Annotated in this window: 15 protein-coding genes; 8 read left to right on the plus strand and 7 right to left on the minus strand. The window is 32.3% G+C overall.

All coding sequences use genetic code 11. The features are described 5' to 3' along the window. Positions 1–48: 48 nt before the first annotated feature. The 6 genes from INR76_RS06405 to INR76_RS06430 form a co-directional block, all read right to left on the minus strand. Positions 49–2,379, minus strand: a complete 2,331-nt coding sequence (locus tag INR76_RS06405) for a TonB-dependent receptor (protein ID WP_223109827.1) — start codon at positions 2,377–2,379, stop codon at positions 49–51. Between the two features lie 469 nt (positions 2,380–2,848). Further along, positions 2,849–3,391 (minus strand): YceI family protein, encoded by a 543-nt coding sequence (locus INR76_RS06410; protein WP_223109828.1) that lies wholly within the window; start codon positions 3,389–3,391, stop codon positions 2,849–2,851. A 6-nt stretch (positions 3,392–3,397) separates the two neighbouring features. Further along, positions 3,398–3,766: a hypothetical protein gene (locus INR76_RS06415; protein ID WP_223109829.1), complete on the minus strand. Its 369-nt coding sequence runs from the start codon at positions 3,764–3,766 to the stop codon at positions 3,398–3,400. 10 nt (positions 3,767–3,776) lie between these two features. Further along, entirely contained in the window at positions 3,777–4,625 is an 849-nt protein-coding gene (locus tag INR76_RS06420; protein ID WP_223109830.1) for a DUF5777 family beta-barrel protein, read from the minus strand. A gap of 5 nt (positions 4,626–4,630) precedes the next feature. Continuing rightward, entirely contained in the window at positions 4,631–5,221 is a 591-nt protein-coding gene (locus INR76_RS06425; protein WP_223109831.1) for a T9SS type A sorting domain-containing protein, read from the minus strand. 15 nt (positions 5,222–5,236) lie between these two features. Then, on the minus strand, positions 5,237–5,614 hold the full coding sequence (locus INR76_RS06430; RefSeq protein ID WP_223109832.1) for an OB-fold putative lipoprotein: 378 nt from the start codon (positions 5,612–5,614) through the stop codon (positions 5,237–5,239). Between the two features lie 480 nt (positions 5,615–6,094). Here INR76_RS06430 and INR76_RS06435 point away from each other — a divergent pair, with 480 nt between their 5' ends. Next, positions 6,095–7,747, plus strand: coding sequence for a tetratricopeptide repeat protein (locus INR76_RS06435; RefSeq protein ID WP_223109833.1), 1,653 nt, complete (start codon positions 6,095–6,097; stop codon positions 7,745–7,747). Positions 7,748–8,101: 354 nt separating this feature from the next. After that, positions 8,102–10,168 carry a T9SS type A sorting domain-containing protein gene (locus INR76_RS06440; RefSeq protein ID WP_223109834.1) on the plus strand — a complete coding sequence of 689 codons (2,067 nt, stop codon included), beginning with the start codon at positions 8,102–8,104 and terminating at the stop codon, positions 10,166–10,168. Between the two features lie 373 nt (positions 10,169–10,541). On the opposite strand, the gene INR76_RS06445 is transcribed toward INR76_RS06440, so the two are convergent. Further along, on the minus strand, positions 10,542–11,234 hold the full coding sequence (locus tag INR76_RS06445) for an RNA polymerase sigma factor (protein WP_223109835.1): 693 nt from the start codon (positions 11,232–11,234) through the stop codon (positions 10,542–10,544). A 330-nt stretch (positions 11,235–11,564) separates the two neighbouring features. Here INR76_RS06445 and INR76_RS06450 point away from each other — a divergent pair, with 330 nt between their 5' ends. The 6 genes from INR76_RS06450 (at position 11,565) to ccsA (ending at position 18,736) form a co-directional block, all read left to right on the plus strand. Beyond that, positions 11,565–12,080 carry a DUF4142 domain-containing protein gene (locus tag INR76_RS06450; protein WP_223109836.1) on the plus strand — a complete coding sequence of 172 codons (516 nt, stop codon included), beginning with the start codon at positions 11,565–11,567 and terminating at the stop codon, positions 12,078–12,080. Further along, positions 12,080–12,436 (plus strand): plastocyanin/azurin family copper-binding protein, encoded by a 357-nt coding sequence (locus INR76_RS06455; protein ID WP_223109837.1) that lies wholly within the window; start codon positions 12,080–12,082, stop codon positions 12,434–12,436. The genes INR76_RS06450 and INR76_RS06455 overlap by 1 nt, the downstream gene beginning before the upstream one ends. A gap of 34 nt (positions 12,437–12,470) precedes the next feature. Further along, on the plus strand, positions 12,471–13,742 hold the full coding sequence (locus tag INR76_RS06460; protein WP_223109838.1) for a c-type cytochrome: 1,272 nt from the start codon (positions 12,471–12,473) through the stop codon (positions 13,740–13,742). An 83-nt stretch (positions 13,743–13,825) separates the two neighbouring features. Beyond that, the gene (locus INR76_RS06465; RefSeq protein ID WP_223109839.1) at positions 13,826–14,311 is read left to right on the plus strand and encodes a hypothetical protein; all 486 of its coding nucleotides are present in this window, start codon (positions 13,826–13,828) and stop codon (positions 14,309–14,311) included. Next, complete coding sequence (locus INR76_RS06470) at positions 14,301–15,281, plus strand: hypothetical protein (RefSeq protein WP_223109840.1); 981 nt, start codon at positions 14,301–14,303, stop codon at positions 15,279–15,281. Before INR76_RS06465 ends, INR76_RS06470 begins: the two co-directional genes overlap by 11 nt. A gap of 215 nt (positions 15,282–15,496) precedes the next feature. Continuing rightward, positions 15,497–18,736, plus strand: a complete 3,240-nt coding sequence (ccsA, locus tag INR76_RS06475; RefSeq protein ID WP_255592875.1) for a cytochrome c biogenesis protein — start codon at positions 15,497–15,499, stop codon at positions 18,734–18,736.

Consider the following 18,736-nt stretch of genomic DNA (forward strand, 5'->3'; position numbering starts at 1 on the left):
TTTACACCTACATTTTCACTGATAAGTAGTTTTTAATATGTTCCTTTTTTACAAGTGCAATCGCACTCCTAAATGAAAAGCACGAGGGTTACCAATGATATAATTATTTCCTTGCCTAAATTGGTTATAGGATGCTTCTGTTGCATAGAGTTTGTCAAAAACATTGAGTAAATGTGCCCAAACTTCTATTTTTCCATATCTGTAGATTGCTCTAATATTAAAAATGTTATGCCCATCATAGGTTGCCGTTTTCCTAATTTCTGTATCATTAATTACCTGGTTTTCAAAACTGGTATTATACTTGCCTACCAGCTCATACTCCGTGGCAATACTGAAATCCTTGAACGGTCTGTATGTTATCAATGAAGTACCCAATAAGTTGGGTGCAGATTCCCTATCAGTATTCGAATATTCTACACCGGCATCAAAAAACTGGACATAGCGATGGATGGCGTAACTGCCATTATGTGAGATTGACATTTTTTTAAATGGGAAATAAGTGATACCATACTCTATGCCATAGGATCTTGTTTTACCAGCATTTGTGTTGAAAAAGTTATCTTGCTCATCACGTAGCGTGATTAGCGTATTCTTTCCTTCTAATAAATAAACGGCAGCATCCAACTTCCATTTGTCACTGAATCTAAAATAACCTCCAATTTCGTAGTTGTCATAGATACTTGGCTTTATATCTATAAGCCCATTTCTATTGCGATACAATGTGGATACTTGTGGCGGTTTAAAACCACGTGAATAGTTCGCATATAAACCGTTATCGTTTTCAAAATTATAATTAACTCCTAATTTTGGCGCCCAATTATTATAAGTGTCTTTAGATGAGGGTACACCTAAATGTTCAGAACGATTTTGATAATCATACTTAAATGCATCATAGCGCAATGCGGCAGTAATCCTAAAATGCTCCAAAGGTTCGATTTCATATTGAAAGAATCCTGCGTAGTTCAGGATATCAGCTTTATAGTTTAGTATAAAATCATTATCGCGTATACTGAAATCAATATTTCGACCTGTTTTCGTATCAACTATAACATCTATATTTTCGGCCACATAATCCTGAGGTGAATAATCTATGGTACCTCCAACAATAAGTGATGAGTTTTTGAAATTAAATCTTAACCTATGTTGTACCAAAGCCATATAACTATTAAATTGATTAGAATTTATCTCACCTAACCCCAAACCTGTTAATTGTCCCATTTCTCGAAATTGACGAATGCGATAGGATGGGTTTTGATCAATTTTGTTATTTCGAAAAAGAGTATTGATTGTGGTTTTTTGATGGTCGTTCCATTTTGCGGTTAGTGTACTGCGCATTCTAAATGAAAGTACATCTCTCTCGGTAAACGTTTGGTCACTTTCAAAGTTTCCATTGAAATAATCGTCTTCCGTAAGTGAACCGGTCATATCTGAGCGATAATCAATAAGGTCAAATACATTTGTCCAGTTTAATCTATCCGAAATATCATAAACCGTTTTAAAAGTCACCGCGAACTTTTCATAATCACTATGTTCAATGGGGCCATCGGTCCGGTTCACAAAATGTGAACCTAAATAAAGACCAAATTTTTCGCTGGTTTTATTCGAAATTTCAATCTCGTATCGACTTAAACCGATGTCATTGACTTGATATCCTAAAGTTGCAGTAAGCTCTGGTGTCGCCGATTTTGTTATAAAGTTGAAACTACCACCTATAGCTTCACTCCCATAAATACTTGATGCAGGCCCTTTGAGTACTTCAATTCTCTTATATGAAATATCGTTCATTTCAAGCAAAGCATTGTGATTAAAGACGGATGTGGGTCTAATTTGAAGACCATCTTCCAGATAGAGAAAAAGCGCTCTTGTTGAAATAGGTGAACGTACAGCCATAAAATGTTGTTCGTTACTCGCCGCGCGCGAGGTAGACATAAATACACCTGATACTTGATTTACCAATTGGTCGATGCCAAAGGCTTTTGTTTCTTTAATAGTCTGTTTATTAATAATACCTATAGCTGCGGGAATTTCAGACCTAAGTTGTTCTTCTCGACTTGCGGAAACAACTACTTCATTCAATATCGAAAAATCAGGTTCGAGTTGAATGTCGATATCGATGATTGTACTCTTAACTTTTGTCGTTAGAGTTTGAGGTTTGTAACCAATAAAAGAAATGTACAAATCATAATTTCCTTTTAAAAGGTCGAATTCAAAGTATCCTTGCTCATTCGTTGTTGTTCCATTATTTGTATTAAGAATTGAAATGTTTACATTGTTGAGAGGTTCACCATTTTCATTTGTGACCGTTCCTTTTAAATTTTGCGCAAAAGAAGTTTGCACACCTATATATACCCAAAGGGATATCCATATAATTAATTTCATTATTTAGTTTTTATAGTTAGCCCGAAGGCATTTTAAGTTAAAAAGGGTTCAAAACCCTATTTTATTTTCACTGATAAATAAAATTAAACGCGAGGGGGATGGAAAATTTTTGGGGTCACTTGAGTATAATTACTATCGGAATAAATAAAGTATTGCTTTTTAAAAATAGAAGCTATAAGAGTCAATACGTCTTGGGATAATATATTTGAGATATCTGCATAATTAATCTTAGTAATTTTCAAGAATGAAAACAAGGGGTCTGTCCCTTTCATAGGTTCGTTTTCTTTTAACTGTTTGGTTAAATAACATTTACCGTTACATTGTAAATTTGATCTGTTTTTATTGATACATAAGTACTCCTTTATATAGTCTTGATTTACGAGATAATCGGCCATAATACATGCATTAGTAATAGGCTGTGAATGCAAACAAATAAGCAGTAATATGGTGATTGCTTTTTGCATTGAAATTATTGCTTGAGAAGTACAAAACTGAAGCTTATCTCAATTTTATCGGAAACTTTTTTTTGTAAAATACTTGGTATTATGATATTAAAATCGGCAGATTGAACAGTGATAGTTCCAGATAAATTAATTTTATTTGATTTATAAATTAATCTCACAGGAATATTTTCAATGCATTTAGTCACATTATGGAATTCAAGTTTACCTGAAATGAGATAATCAGTTTCATTACTAAGTTTTTCAAAAGAAAAATCAAGTAATTTTCCTCTAAAAGTTGCTTTCGGAAACTTGTCAGACTCAGCATAACTCTCATTGAAGTGCTCCTCCATTAAAGCATTTTTAAATCGAAATGCTTTAACCAACACAAGAGCCGCTAGCTCACCATTCTCAGTATTAACGATTACAGTTGCTGATTTGTTTGTTGCTGCTACTTCTTCAAAAGAGGGTACAGAGGCCTCAAAATTTATCGTTCCGGTTCTAGTTATAAATTTATTTTGCCCCATTGCGAAGGTGCTGAAAAATAAAATGACAATGACTATATCTTTCATAGATAACTATTCTTTAATTAGTCCTCCTTCTTTCCACTTAACGATCAACTCAACCAAATTTTGTGGTAATTTAGGTCCCCCAGGTGGCATTAAAAGTGCGGGGTCTTCACTAGAAATACGGCTGAGAAGGTTTCTATTTTGAATTGCCTCTTTTACATTTTCATAATTCATTAATGGCATTGGCGCACCGTTTTCTGGTGGATTAGAGTGACAAATAATACAATTATTGTGTATTATTGGTTCTATATTCTTATTATAAGTTACGACCTCAAGTATTGGCGATGAAACAATTAAGTCGTCTTGACTTACAGTAGTACAACCAAATAACAGTATTGTTAAACCTATCAACGTTAATTGTACTATTCCATTTTTCATAACCAATCAATTAAAAATTTCTGCTCAAATTAAAACCGAAATAGATATCCCCATCAGTCCAATTTCCGGTGGCTTGTCCCAAAAACCCATTTGTATTCATAGATTGCGCATTGGTAAAATGCATTTGAAAAACATGACCTCCTGTTTCAAGATCGATACCAACAGATAATGGATTTTTAAAAGACGAAGTGCTGGTACGATTTAAATGAATACCGTAGTCCATGTTTAATGACCATCGTTTTCCCAATTTATAACGCCCTCCTATTCCAACTGCAAATTGAGAGTTGCTTTGTTCTTTAATCATAACATAATTATCATGAAAATAGGTGGGTATTATTTCCAAGGATAAACTGGAATTTATTTTTCGTGAAATTAAGATTTGGGTTGTGTAAGACAATCGATGATTAAATTTCAATTTTGCAAGATTATTTTTGTCTAAACCTGTATTAATCATCACAGTGTTATATCCAACAATATTAAAAGGGAATTTATTTTTTTCTTGTCTTATCAGCCTGTACTTGAGGGAACCTTCATAAATTTTTTGATATGAACTACGTGAAATTCCAATATTCCAGCCACTTGAAATTCCATAAATAAAATTTATTCTGGTTACTGCGTCATCTAGCCCGAAAAAGCTGTCAAAACCATTTTCAACACTTCCAAATCTATGTGAAATTACTAGGTTGAGTTCTTTTTTAGCTACTAATTTTGTGGATTCAAAATTTACAATTTTAAGACCCTTAAACACAGCGGTAGCACCGCTATATGTTATCGAATCGGTGTCAATTTCGGTGAGGAGATCTTCTTGTGCAGAGACAAAAAGCGGCATCCACAAAATTAGCAGTAAAAATCTTTTCAAAAGAATCAGTTTTTAACGAACTTCTCAGTTAGTGAGTTTTCACCTGAAACAACTTTCAAGAAATAACTTCCCGAACTCCAATTCGCAATATTTATTGAAACATTAGTGTTCGATTTAAATTTTTTCGAAAAAACTTGCTTTCCTAGTATATCGTATATTTTTATATATCCAGAATCAACATTTTCAGGGATTATTAAGTTTATAGATGTTTTAACTGGATTAGGGTATATGCTTATAGAGTTTAAGCTATTTTCTTTTATATCCAAGGCCTCTCTAACGGTAATAACTCCAGACATTGTAGCTGCTCCATGAACACCACAAAAATATGCGTTATCGCCAACTTCGGTAAAAGTATAGGAGTAGGTTTCCCCCATTCCGGAAATGACACCACTATTAAAAGTTTCGACAGAATTTCCGGTTTCATTTTCCACAGTATGAGGTGCGCTATCACCCCACGTCCAAACTACGGTGTCTCCTTGATCAATTGTTAGCTCTACATTGCTGCCAATGCCCATTCGCCAATCTAAGTTATATGTATTTTGTGCATTAGCAGTTAAAAAGCCTAAAAAGACTAGGAATAATAATTTCGTTTTCATAGTTAAGTATTTAAATTAATTAATAATACATTGATCAAGTTTCACTTGCTCCAGTAAATCATCATATCCTATAAATCGCCCTTTGATGATGATTTTTGAATTTCTAAGTACTTCTTTTTGGACAATCTCATCCATAAACTGACAGAATACTTTATTTTCTATTGTGATTTCAGTTCTATTGATTTCTGAAACAAGTCCAGAAATTTCTATTATATTATTATAATACTTTTGTTCGGCAAAAGCCGGATTTGTAGTGAATTCCGAATAAATTTGTTGCGCTGATAATGAATATCTTGCCTTTTCATTTTGATGGTTTTTTTGGCCTCTGTACAAAAAATTATATCCAAAAACAGTTATTAGAACTATTATCGTTAGAATCAAATATTTTTTCATTTTGAATTCATTTTAAAACAATCAATTGTTTCGTATACTCATTTTTAATTTAGAGTATAATTCAATAGTTCCAGTTAGAATTATTTTGCTTTATGCTTGAAATACAACTCATCTATTTATTTGATTAAAAAAAAGAAGTTTGGTTACAATTTATTTTAATATCTCTTTAATACGAATAAGTTTACTCAATACTATACACAATATTTGAAAGTGATATTTTATATGCATTATATGTAAGTTGAAATTCTTGCTGCTAAGAATATAATTCACTGAATCATTTCATTCAAACTAAATAGAAAAGTTTTGGGTTTTATTGAGTTGCCTAGTTGTTTTGGGTGTAAACACGGCAAATCCTATAAGCATTATTTAAAATTATAAACTGTGTAAGGATTTAAAATTAGAGGTTACTAATTTGAATAATTTTCTTCAATACAAATTTGACGTGCGTAAAATCTCTTTGTAACCAATAAATAAAAATATATGTTTAAAAAACAACTAATGCTTCTATGCTTAATGGCTGCCACTGGAATAGTCTTTGGGCAGAATAAAAATATGTTGTTATGTGATAATCTGATAAAAGAAGGAGTAAGACTTCTAGAAGAAGGTCAACATGCACAATCTCTTGAACTTCTCTTAGAAGCTGAATCATTTGCAAAGGAAAATAAATGGAGAAAACAGCAGTTTTTAGCCATTAATAATATTGGAGCAAATTATTATTCTTTGTTTGATTATGGTGAAGCACTAGATAATTATTTAGAAGCTTATACTATTGCTATTAGAGATCTCCATAGCAAGTATGAAATGGTCGTATTAAATAACATTGCAATTTTGTATTCTAAGGAAAAAAAATTCGATAAATCCTATGAATATTTTAAAAAAGCCCATTCAATTGCAATTAAAAATAAAGAAAATACTAAGAGAGGTTTATATGCTGTAAATCTCGGTCTTGTAGCCAACAGGCTTGGCAATCTAAACGAAGCTAAATCTTATTTTCAAGAGGCAATCCCCTTAATCGAAGGAGATAAAAATATTAAACAACAAGCTATTATCGGATTCTCAGAAAATTTGTTCTTTTCAGGGGAGTACGAAGATGCAAAACGAAGGTTACTCTCACTTTTACCTGACTTAAAAAATGAAAGAAAGGGGAATTTGATAACTGATGTGCTTCTTTTGTTATCAAGAATAGCCTATAGTCAAAATAATATGTCTTTAGCTGCGGAGCATGCATATGCGACTCTGGAGAAGTCAAATAATGTTGAAACTCGTTTAGAAGCATTTAAACAGTTGTCAAAAATATATAGCAAAACAGGTAAACTCCAGCTTGCTCTTAATATGAAAGACTCGGTATTGTTTGTTTCGAATAGGTGGAATGAAGTTAAGAATGATCGGCACTTTGAAACGAATCAAGTTAAGTTTGATATCCAAAACTACCAAAATGAGATATATAATAACAAAAAGAAAATGGAAGCAACCAAAAAGACCTTTCTTGTACTTTTAGTAACAGCCACCCTCATAATTCTATTAATTGCTGTAGCATTACGTAATACATATATTCAAAGCAAACAAAGAAAAATTATTAATGCAAGAAACGAAGAAGTTATGGCATTAGAACTTGAAAAAGAAAAAAATGAAAAACTTTTATTGAAAGAAAGAATAAGTGAAGCGGAAACAAAAACATTATTGGAACGAGAGCGTCTTAAAAATGAAATAGCTTCTCGTAATAGAAAACTTATTGCAAAGGCACTTCATTTAATCCAGCGAAATGAATTACTCCAATCAATTATTGATGATTTAGAACAACAAAAAAATACATTGAAAAAAAATGAAAGCATAGATACTTACATCACAAAATTAAAAGGTTTGTTAGATTCTGAGAAAGAGTGGAGAAATTTCATTGATCATTTTGAAGAAGTGAATCACGGATTTATTACCACCATCAAAAAGAAGCATCCTAACTTAAATGTGAATGACCTCCGATTTATCAGCTATATATATATGAAATTATCAAATAAAGAAATAGCTTCTGTTTTTAACATTACTTACGAAGCTTGCAGAAAACGTAAAGAACGTATTTCTAAAAAGATGAACTTAAATAACAGCTCTAATTTATACAATTATATATCAAGCATTTAAGATGGTAGTCACATTTTTTCAATAAAAATGTCACATTTTTTAGGGTTTAATATTTCTACCTACCTAGTCTTATTAATTTCTTTTGCCCCAAACTTAAATTTAAATATTATGAAAAATATTACAAAACTTGTAACGTTGCTTGCAATTCTATTTTGTAGCATAACAGTCGAATCACAAATTAGCTTGGAAAGTATTGGTAATTATGGTAGGATATATGATATTACGTTTGATCCTACGATAGAAAACAGAGTTTATGCACTTAGCCAAATGAATCATATTCTTCAATCAAATGATAAGGGGGAAACTTGGGAAATTATATTTAGCCAGCCTGGAAATTCTAATTTATTTAAAAGTTTGAATTACGTTCTTGAGGGTACCCTTGGGTTTATGGTAGAATCTCCTACGAATATTGAAGACAATGGTCTTTATCTTTTAGATATTGAAAGTGGTGATGTCATAAAATACGTTGTACCGATTCCTCTAAATGCCGAAAACATTTTTATGAATTCATATTCGGTTTATAAACAAGATCCATCTATAGCTATGTTGAGTTTGGAATATAGAGTCTCTGGAGTGGGTAGTAAAATAGTATATTATACTAATGATAGTGGTATCAATTGGTCAGAAATATACTTAGCTGATAATTATAATTCTGTGGCCGTAAATAGTGTGGCAATTAACCCGACTAATCCTCAAAACCTATTCATCGCCCGCGGACAAAGTCCTAATGAAACTTATGGAGGTTTATTAGAATCAAATGATGCTGGACAAACTTGGATAGAAAAAATGCCGGGAATTACATTCGACCCTATCATTTTTCACCCGCAAGACAGCGATACAATTTTTTTAGGAACTGGTATAGGCCGACGTGATGGGAGTCATTCAGAAAATTTATATAGATCTGTTGATGGTGGAGATACCTGGAGTATACTTCCAATTACTTGGGAAAACGGTATACTCGATAATATTGTTACTATTGTTATTAATCCTCAAGACCCTGCTACAATGATAGTATTGGAAGAAAACGAAATAGTAGTAACACAGGATGATTGGCAAACTTTTGATAAATACGTACATCCAATTGGTTCTCCAGATGGATACTATTATGGATTAAACGCTTCTTTCAATCCTTTCCAACAAGGAGAAGTTTTTATCAACAGTAACTTTTATCCACTATTATCCTCGGATTATGGTGCCAGTTTTAATCAATTTTTTAATCCTTTTTTTCCCTCAAATTTTACAGAGGTTCAGGAAGATGATTCAGAAATGCATTTGTATTACGGTGCACAGCAAGGTTTAGTTCGGAAGAACCTGTTAACCAACGAAATTGAAGCAACCGATATTGTATCCCTAGATGTTTTTAGCAATGATGCCCCAGCTTTTTATCATATTCATAAATCAATGGTAGGACGAATTTACAAGTATAAATCATCTTTTTTAGGATCAAATTTGAGTGTTAGTAATGATTTTGGTAGAAATTACGATGTGCTGTATACAAATTTCTTCGATGATATAAGAAGTATAAATCAAGATCCTATAAATCCGAATATAGTTTGGGCATCGTTTTTAAATGGAGGTACAGTAATTTTAGATTTCACCGATATAAATAATGTTATCCAAACAAATGTTATTCTTCCTGACGCTAATCCGATAAGGGACGTTTATTTCGATGAAGAGAACCCAAATTCTCTTTTTGTTGCATCGGGATCTAAAGTGCATTATTCTGAAGATTATGGAGTATCTTGGATAGAAAAAAGTAACGGACTTCCGGAAAATAATACGATATATGACATTGCAAGAAGTCCATTTAATTCAAATGAATACACCATCGCAACAGAAACCGGGATATATAAGACAATTGATCAAGGTGAAAATTGGTTACAAACCTATCAGGGAGCTTATATAAAAAAAATTGCATATTCTGAATATAGTGAAAAGGATGCTGTAGCATCTAAAATGACCAGACAACCTTTATTTGGTGAGGCAGTAGATGCACAAATAATTTATACTACCGATGGAGGGTCTTCATGGGAGGAAGTCCCATTAGAGGCTATTAATCATACTGGAGCTCTAAGTATGAGTTATAAATTTCATGAAAATAGTGTGGATGTTTATATGGCAACGCTTGATCTCGGCCTTACCAAACATACAATAGACCTAACCTCTCTAGAGGTTTCAAACTCCTTTCAAAATACAAACACATTTATTGTGTACCCTAATCCAGTACAAGATATTATTAATGTTGAAGAAAACGGAAATCAAGTTGCGTCAATTACTATTTATAACTCTATTGGTCAACAAGTAATGGCTAATCTGACAGAAAATCAAATTAGGGTTGAGCATTTAGAAAGTGGTATTTATTTTATTTCTATTGAAAATGTAAATGGAGAAAGTTTTATAAAACGCTTTGTAAAAAATTAAATAAATAATTTTTTGAGTTTAATAATTCGTGGAGCTATTTAAATAGCTCCACGAATTATTAAATATTAGGTTGTTGTCGATTGATTAATTAGAAAACCCCTGACAAAATGAAAAAATTGCAATAGCTTGTGTTAATTTTTGGTAAAAAACTATAGATTAAATACAATTTTACAGCCTCACATTACTCTATATACGTTTTAAAAAAAATGAATATATACGAGGTTGTAAAAAACGATGACGACTTGATCTTAAAGAATGAATATCTTATGATTATAAAATGTTGAGTAAGAATATGAAAATTATATTATCCTTGCAAAGTAATAGCCAAGCTCACAAAAAAATCTAATCCAAAAATAAAGAATAAAAGAAGGTCTTATTTATTAACTTTTAAGTCTCGTATTCGGTACATTACATTTTCTACAACCCTATCGCATTTAGAATTTCCAAATTCAAAAATATCCCGAGTATCCGTAGCGTGCAGAATATAATCTTTCATCATATTTCTCGCTCTATGAAGCCTTACTTTTACATTACTTTTTGTAAGATCTAAACCTTGAGAAATTTCCGAAATTTCCATTCCTTCAACTTCCTTAAGCATATATACTATCTTGTATTTATGAGGTAGTGCATCAACAGCTTTTTCAATAAAGGATTTAGAGTCTTTATAAATCGATTTGTTCTCTGGGTTCATAAAAGACAAGTCAGCAATTTGTAATGTGCCATTTTCCGTGGTGATATCCACTGTTTCATGTTTTTTGGATTTTCGTTTTCGTTGTAAAGCTTCATTAATCCCTATTCTTATTAACCAGGTCGAAAATAAAGCTTCATTTTTAAATTGATATAACTTTTGAAATGCTTTTACGTAAGTATCCTGTAGAGTATCTTCTACATCTGCCTCAATATTAATATAACTTCGTATAGTTCTATATAAAAGCTCATTGTGACGTCTCATTAATATCTCAAACATATCTGTTTGGCCTTCTAAAACTCTTTTTACTACTACAATATCTGGTATTAAACTGTTTTGAGTATCATCTTTTTTCTTGTTAGGATTTTCTGTAGCCATGATCTTGTCTTTTTTATTAGATGCATTTAGGAAGTTTGGGTTACATTAAAAGCATATAAAATGTAAATAATTGATTTTCAATTTTTAATGCTTTAAGGTTAATTAGTATGTCGGAAATTGTGTATAAAACCTACAATTGGTAATTCCTTAAAATTGATTGTTTAAAATTCACTATAATGAAATTCCTAAATGAGGTTGTGAAGTTAGGTCTTAATAAAGAAGGTAATGAATAAGTATGTATTACAGAAATATCTAAATATCTTAAAAATTATTTGTAACCGGAGTTCTTTTTTTGCATCAAAAGAGTAGTAATAATAAAAAAACTCTTATATGAAATCATTAACAACCATGTTGGTCTTAGGATTAATTTTTACAGCTTCTTATGGTCAACAAAAGAATGAGCTATCAGACCCAGAGGTAGCTTCGGTGGCCGTTGTCGCCAATCAAATTGATATTAGCTACGCTGAAATAGCTATGGACAGATCAAAGAATAAAGAAATTCTTGAGTTTGCAAATCGAATGACGACAGACCATAACGCTGTTATTCAACAGGCAGTAAATCTCGTAACTAAGCTTAGTGTAACACCTAAAGACAATGCAGTGAGTCAGTCACTTCTTAATAATGCAGAAAAAACTAAAAAGAAACTTCTTCAAGCAAAAAAAGACAAATTTGATAAGTTATATATTGAAAATGAAGTAGAATATCATAAGGCTGTAATTGCTGCAATAAAAAACTTGCTTATCCCCGAATCCGATAATCAAGAATTAAAAGAATTACTTAAAGCTGTCTTACCAGCTTTAGAGGCTCATCAGAAACATGCTGAAATGGTACAAAAACAATTATAATGATAAAGTACAAACAAACTAAGATAATCTCGCTTAGTATAAAAAAACTGCTGCTAGTAGTTGGTGTTTTAGGATTTGGAATAACATGTTCGGCCCAAAACAAACCAATAACGCATAAAGTTGAAATCAAAAGAATGAAGTTTATCCCAGCTAATTTAAGTGTCAAAAAAGGAGATACAGTGGTTTGGATAAATAAAGATTTTTATCCTCACGATGTAACAGATGAAAAAGGCAAAACTTGGAGTTCGAAACAATTTGGTCAAAATGAAACTTGGAGTAAAGTCATCACCAAAGATGAATATTATTTCTGCGACCTCCATAAAACGATGAAAGGAACAATAAGAATCAGAAAATAGAAAATACCTAAGAATATATTTAAAAACATTAATTATGAAAAAAAAATTTGTGACTTCTACGTTGCTGATAGCCATATTAGCTTGTCTTAGTTTTTATAGTTGTAGTAACGATGATAATGAGGATGCTGGTCAATTAGCTCCTGGAGAGGGAAGCTTGAATTTACCTCCTCTTAATCCGCAGTTAGTTGAACAAGGGAAAGAAATATTTAGATACGATACTTTTGGGGATGAATCATTTTGGACGGATGTCTTGCAAATGAATGAGGTTATTGAGACTGCGGTGAGTCCGGCAACTGCTTTGAGTGTTGGTTTAAAAGTCGATGCTGAAGCTTTACCTCCTGCAGTTGTTGAAGCAATTCAAAATGGACAAGTTGATTTAGATGACCCCCAAACGACTTTGGCTCTATTACAGCTCAATGCTGTTGTGGGTGTGCAAGGAGAAGTAAGTGAAAACCCTGATGGTACATTAAAATTAGATAGAATGGGAATTACTTGTGCTCTTTGCCATTCAACAGTTGATGATTCTTTTGCTCCTGGAATAGGAAGTCGGCTAGACGGCTGGCCAAATAAAGACCTTGATCCTGGCTTAATAATCTCATTATCTCCTGCTTTAGATCAACAGACAAAAGAAATTTATGCATCCTGGGGTCCTGGTATATATGACCCAAGATTTAGCATTGATGGTATAAATAACCCTGTAGTCATACCTCCTGCCTATGGTTTATACGGGTTGCCAAAAGCTATTTTCACTGGTGATGGAGATATTGAGCATGAACCTGCCGGACCTGTGGCTTACTGGAATAGGTATGTCGCTGTTACTCAAATGCATGGTCATGGTTATTTTTCTGACCCACGTCTTAATTTGGAAGTAGATTATAGAGAAGGTGATGATCTTGTAACCGATAAACTCCCGGCTTTACAAGAATATCAATTTTCTCTTTCCCCTCCAACTGCTCCAGTAGGCTCTTTTAATGTAGCAGCAGCAGAAAGAGGGAAAGAGCTATTCTCAGGAAAAGCTGAATGTGCGACCTGTCATTCAGGTCCTCTATTTACTGATGTTATTGAAAATGGGAAGCTTCATCCTCAAAGCGCATCAGTTGCTGTGGACAAAGATTATGTGAATAGATCTGCAACAAAACAATGGCGTGTTACCCCCTTAAAAGGCATATGGCAACATCCTCCGTATTTCCATGACGGTTCTGCCGCAACACTAGCAGATGTAGTTGAAAGGTATAATAATGAGAAAAATCTTAATTTAAGTAATTCTGAAAAGGCTGACCTCACAGAATACTTAAAATCTATTTAGCGAATTATTTAAACAATAAAAAGCGGTATTAAAATTTGATTTATTGTTTTGTTAACTATAACGGTAATACACAAATTACTAACATGAAAAGCACAGTTTTTAAAATACTTTTAATTTTAAACCTTATTGTTACTGGATTTTTAGTTATTAATCTCTACATAAATCGCGATATAGATCTTGATTTTACAGATAAAATTATTAGTGTACGAGGTCTTGTAGTGACAGATTCATTAGGTGTTGAACGTGTAATTATCGGCTCCAACCTTCCTGACCCTCAAGGGCACGGCTATCGTTTCTCGAGAGGGTCTGAAGTTACGGGTGTTATGCTCTACGATTCTGAAGGGCAAGAAAGAGGTGGATATGTAACTGACAATAACTATGGTAATATATTTTTAACCCTTGATTCTAAAAATTCTCAACGTGCTTTATTCATAGCAGAGCCTCAAGGATCTGCATCCCTAGTAGTTTGGGGTAATAATGGGAATAAAATTTCAATAGGAGCTTCAGATCAAGGTACTCAATTTGAAATAATCGAAAATGGTAAAAAAAAGGAGCTAAATGAAAAATAGGATATACATTATTTTTATAACTATAATTTCAATACTCTTTTATGGTTGTAAACAAAATATAAAAGTTCACAGCAAGTCCTTTTATGGCATTAACCCATTATCATATACCGATGTCATCTTTAAATCAAGTAGGGATACTGTATTAGCCTCAACATTTAGTGGTCGAATAGTAGAGCGAATAAAAGATCATAATAAAGAAAATATTTTAATTAATCTAAACGACGAAATATACAGCCTAGTTTATGATCAAAAAAAACAACATATTTATGCTTCAACGTTAAATTCAGGAATATTAGTAATTGATTCCAATAAAAAAATGATAATAGATTCGTTAAATATTGAAGGGACATGGATATCTAACATTTTCTTATCAAAAGATGGAGAGTTACTAGCGGGAAGTACAGCGAATCATAAAAACTGTATATGGGATTTAAAAAATAAGACTTCGATTAAACTTCCCGACAGCTTATCACATTATATGGTTGCAGGGATTGATAATACTGGAAATGTAATAATAAATGCTAAAGAGAAATTTATTTTTTGGGATGTTAAAGAAGATTCTATTAAAAAAGAAAATATCCGCAATGGAAAATTAGAAAGTATTGATAAATCAGGTAATTTGCTCGTTTTTCAGGATAAATATTTTCAGTATTATAAAGCTAATAAAGATTCTGCTTCCTTTAAAAGCTATCACCAAGACTGGCCATATTACTGGAAAGAAAAAGACACTCTTATAAGGATTCCTTTTCAGCTAACATTGACAGCTGGCATATTAACAGATAAGTATATATACACAGCAGGCGTAGATAGATCAATTAGAAAATGGAATAAACAAAATGGACAATTAAAGGAAGAAATCATTAAACATAGAGCAACTATAAGTGCTATTGACCTTTCGTTTGATCAATTACAAGTAGTTTCGGTTGATTTAAAAGGCGGAGTTCTATTTCATGATGTAGAAAAAAAATAAAGATTAATAATTACCTATAATTGGGAGTTTATTCAAATTTAATGTCCCTTTTGAGGAAGTATAGTTCTTAATAGAATTAATCCTTTAAAGGGATGTTTTTATTTAGTAAACTCGTATTTAATCACAATTAAAATCACAAGATTAATAATAATCTTTCAGGAATGTATATAAAGAATATGAGGCATTTAAAAAAAATCTTATTCTCCACTCGAACTATGACGGTTCTTTTGGTAATATTTGGTATTGCTATGGCCGTTGGCACTTTTGTAGAAAACTATTATGATACTCCTACAGCAAAAGTGTTAGTTTATAACGCTAAATGGTTTGAAATATTAATGCTTTGGTTGATACTCATTTTTATAAAAAATATTATAACTTATCGATTGACGAGAAGAGAAAAATGGCCCATTCTTATTTTTCATCTATCTTTCATTTTTATGTTTATTGGTGGCGCAATCACAAGATATTTCAGTTTTGAAGGACAGATGCCGATTAAAGAAGGTCAAACTACTAATGAAATTATTAGTGATCAAACTTATTTTAAAGTAAAAATTAGTGACGGAAATGTAACTCGTGTATATAATAAGAACCCATACGTGATGTCTTATTTCAATTCAAAAGATGCGAGATGGCCATTTAAGAAAACTTTTGAACAAAATTACCGGTTTGATACTAAAGTTATTTCTCTAAAAACACTTGACTACATTCCACTTGCTAAAGACTCTCTTCAAGTGACTGAATCGGGTAAAAAAATGCTCAATATAGTATCTATAGGAAACGATGGTAGAGTGAATAATTATATCACTGAAGGTGAAATTAAGGTGATTGACGGTACAAGTTTTAGTTATAATGTCTCAGTTCAAAACGCCGTCCAATTAATGGAAAGGAATGGAGTTTTAACGCTTTCTTTGCCAAGTGCTGGACAATATATGTCTATGAAAGGACAACGAAAAGGTGTTATAACTAATTCTACTTTATTAAACCAGCAATCGGGAGATATAAAAGCAAATGAGATTGACACTCTTGATTATAGAACCTTATATTCTGTAAATAACACTAATTTTATTATTCCTAAAAATTCTTTCAAAGGTAACATCGTTTATTATAGTGGAGACAAAAATAATACCCAGGACAAAAATCTTTTAGATCTAATTCAGGTAGAATTAAAATCTGGAAATGAAATAGATACATTATTTCTAAAAGGTGGAAAAGGCGTTACCGAACTAAATGATAACTTAAAAATAAATAACTTAAATGTTTCATTAGGGTTCGGGTCAAAAATACATAAAACTGATTTCCATTTACGCTGCGACGATTTTATACTTGAACGTTATCCTGGTTCAAATAGTCCTTCTTCATATGAAAGTAAGATTACTGTAATTGATGAAAGCTCACATGAACAACATCATATTTATATGAATAACGTCATGGATTATAGCGGTTACCGATTCTTTCAATCAAGTTATTTCCCAGATGAAAGTGGAACAATTCTTTCTGTAAATGCGGACTGGTGGGGAACCACTGTTACTTATTTTGGGTATTTTTTATTGTTTATAGGAATGCTTTTTACGCTTTTTTGGAGAGGCACTCATTTCTGGAAATTAAATAATACATTAAAGAAAATGCATACAAAAAAAATCATAACTCTCCTTTTTTTACTGTTTTTGGGCATTGGTGCAGGAACAAACTCTTCTTTAGCTCAGAATACAAAAGAGAAGGTGTTAAATGATGCAGCCCTACCACAACAAAAAATTGGACCCAATACTCAGTTTGCAGCTCCCGATGAACTTGGAGCAAATAGAATAATTGATCCAAATCATGCCTTAAAATTTGGGCGTCTCTTGGTTCAAGATTTTCGAGGACGAATTAAACCTATAAATACCCATTCACTGGAGTTGCTTAGAAAAATTCATAAAAAGGATAAATATAAAAAAGAGCTAGTAGCCATTTCCTCGGAACAATGGTTTATTTCCATGCAAATTGATCCGGGGTATTGGGCCAACGAACCTTTGATTAAAGTTGGAAGTAAAGGAGGGGACAAGCTTTTAAAAGAGACTAATGCCAATGCCGAAGGATACACTTCGTATTCTAATCTTGTTGACCCTGTTACTGGAGTTTATAAACTGCATAAACAAAATAATACTTCTTTTAATAAACGAAAAGCCGACCAATCGAAGTATGACCAAGCCGTAATTGAAATTACCGAACGGTTTAATTTATTCAGTAATGTTGCTTTTGGTTACTATACTAATATTATTCCTATAAAAAATGATCCTAATCAGACGTGGAGAAGTTGGATTTATAGCTCAGAAAAAAGCCCTGTTGAAATTGATGAAGCAGCTTTTACACATCTGACTCCTTATTTCAACGAAGTGAAAGAGGGCCTGAGGACGAATAATTGGCAAAAGGCGAATGAAAGAATAGAAGCCATAAGTGACTTTCAACAACTTTGGGGCAAAGATATTATTCCCTCAAATTCAAAAATTGAATTAGAAATTCTTTATAATCAGTCCAATGTTTTCTTTTGGCTGATGATAGTATACAGTTTATTGGGTTTCTGTATGATTATTTTAGGTTTTGCAGAGGTCTTTTCATTAAGATCTAAATACAACAACTTGATAAGGTCTTTAACTAAAACTCTGCTGGGAATGATGATTTTAGCTTTGGTGATCCAAGCGATTGCTTTGGGAGTTCGCTGGTATCTTTCAGGTCACGCTCCTTGGAGCAATGGTTATGAAGCGATTGTTTTTATTTCAGGAATTGGTGTGCTTTCCGGACTTCTACTTTACAGAAATCGGAATGCTTTTATTCCTGCTGCAGGAGCTTTAGTTGCAATGATTATGATGGGGTTTGCACACGGTGGATCTTTGCTCGATCCGCAGATTACAACATTGGAACCCGTATTGAAATCATATTGGCTTTTGATTCATGTAGGCATTATTACTTCTAGTTATGGATTCTTTGGGCTATCTACAGTTTTAAGTTTTATTTCACTAATATTATTTAGTGCAAAACCTACAAAAAAAATAAAACGCTCTATAAAGGAATTGACAATAGTAAATGAAATGGCTTTGACCGTTGGTGTTTTTGCTCTTACAGTAGGTACTTTTTTGGGAGGAATGTGGGCCAATGAGAGTTGGGGGAGATATTGGAGCTGGGATCCCAAAGAGACATGGGCATTTATATCAATTATATTTTATGCTGTAGTGTTACATTTGAGATTAGTTCCCAAACTTAGGAGTAAATTAATATTTAATTTAGCTAGTTTATGGGCAATATGGTCAATTATATTTACTTATTTTGGTGTAAATTATTATTTAACTGGATTGCATTCTTATGCTGCGGGTGATCCAATACCAATTCCATCTTGGATCTATATTACTGCAATAGGAATGCTTATTTTATCTTTTATAGCCCATTATAGAAAAAAGGTTACAGGAAACTACTCTAATTGA

Origin of the sequence: Marixanthomonas sp. SCSIO 43207 (assembly GCF_019904255.1) — a bacterium.
In the GTDB taxonomy this organism is placed as follows: Bacteria; Bacteroidota; Bacteroidia; order Flavobacteriales; family Flavobacteriaceae; genus Marixanthomonas.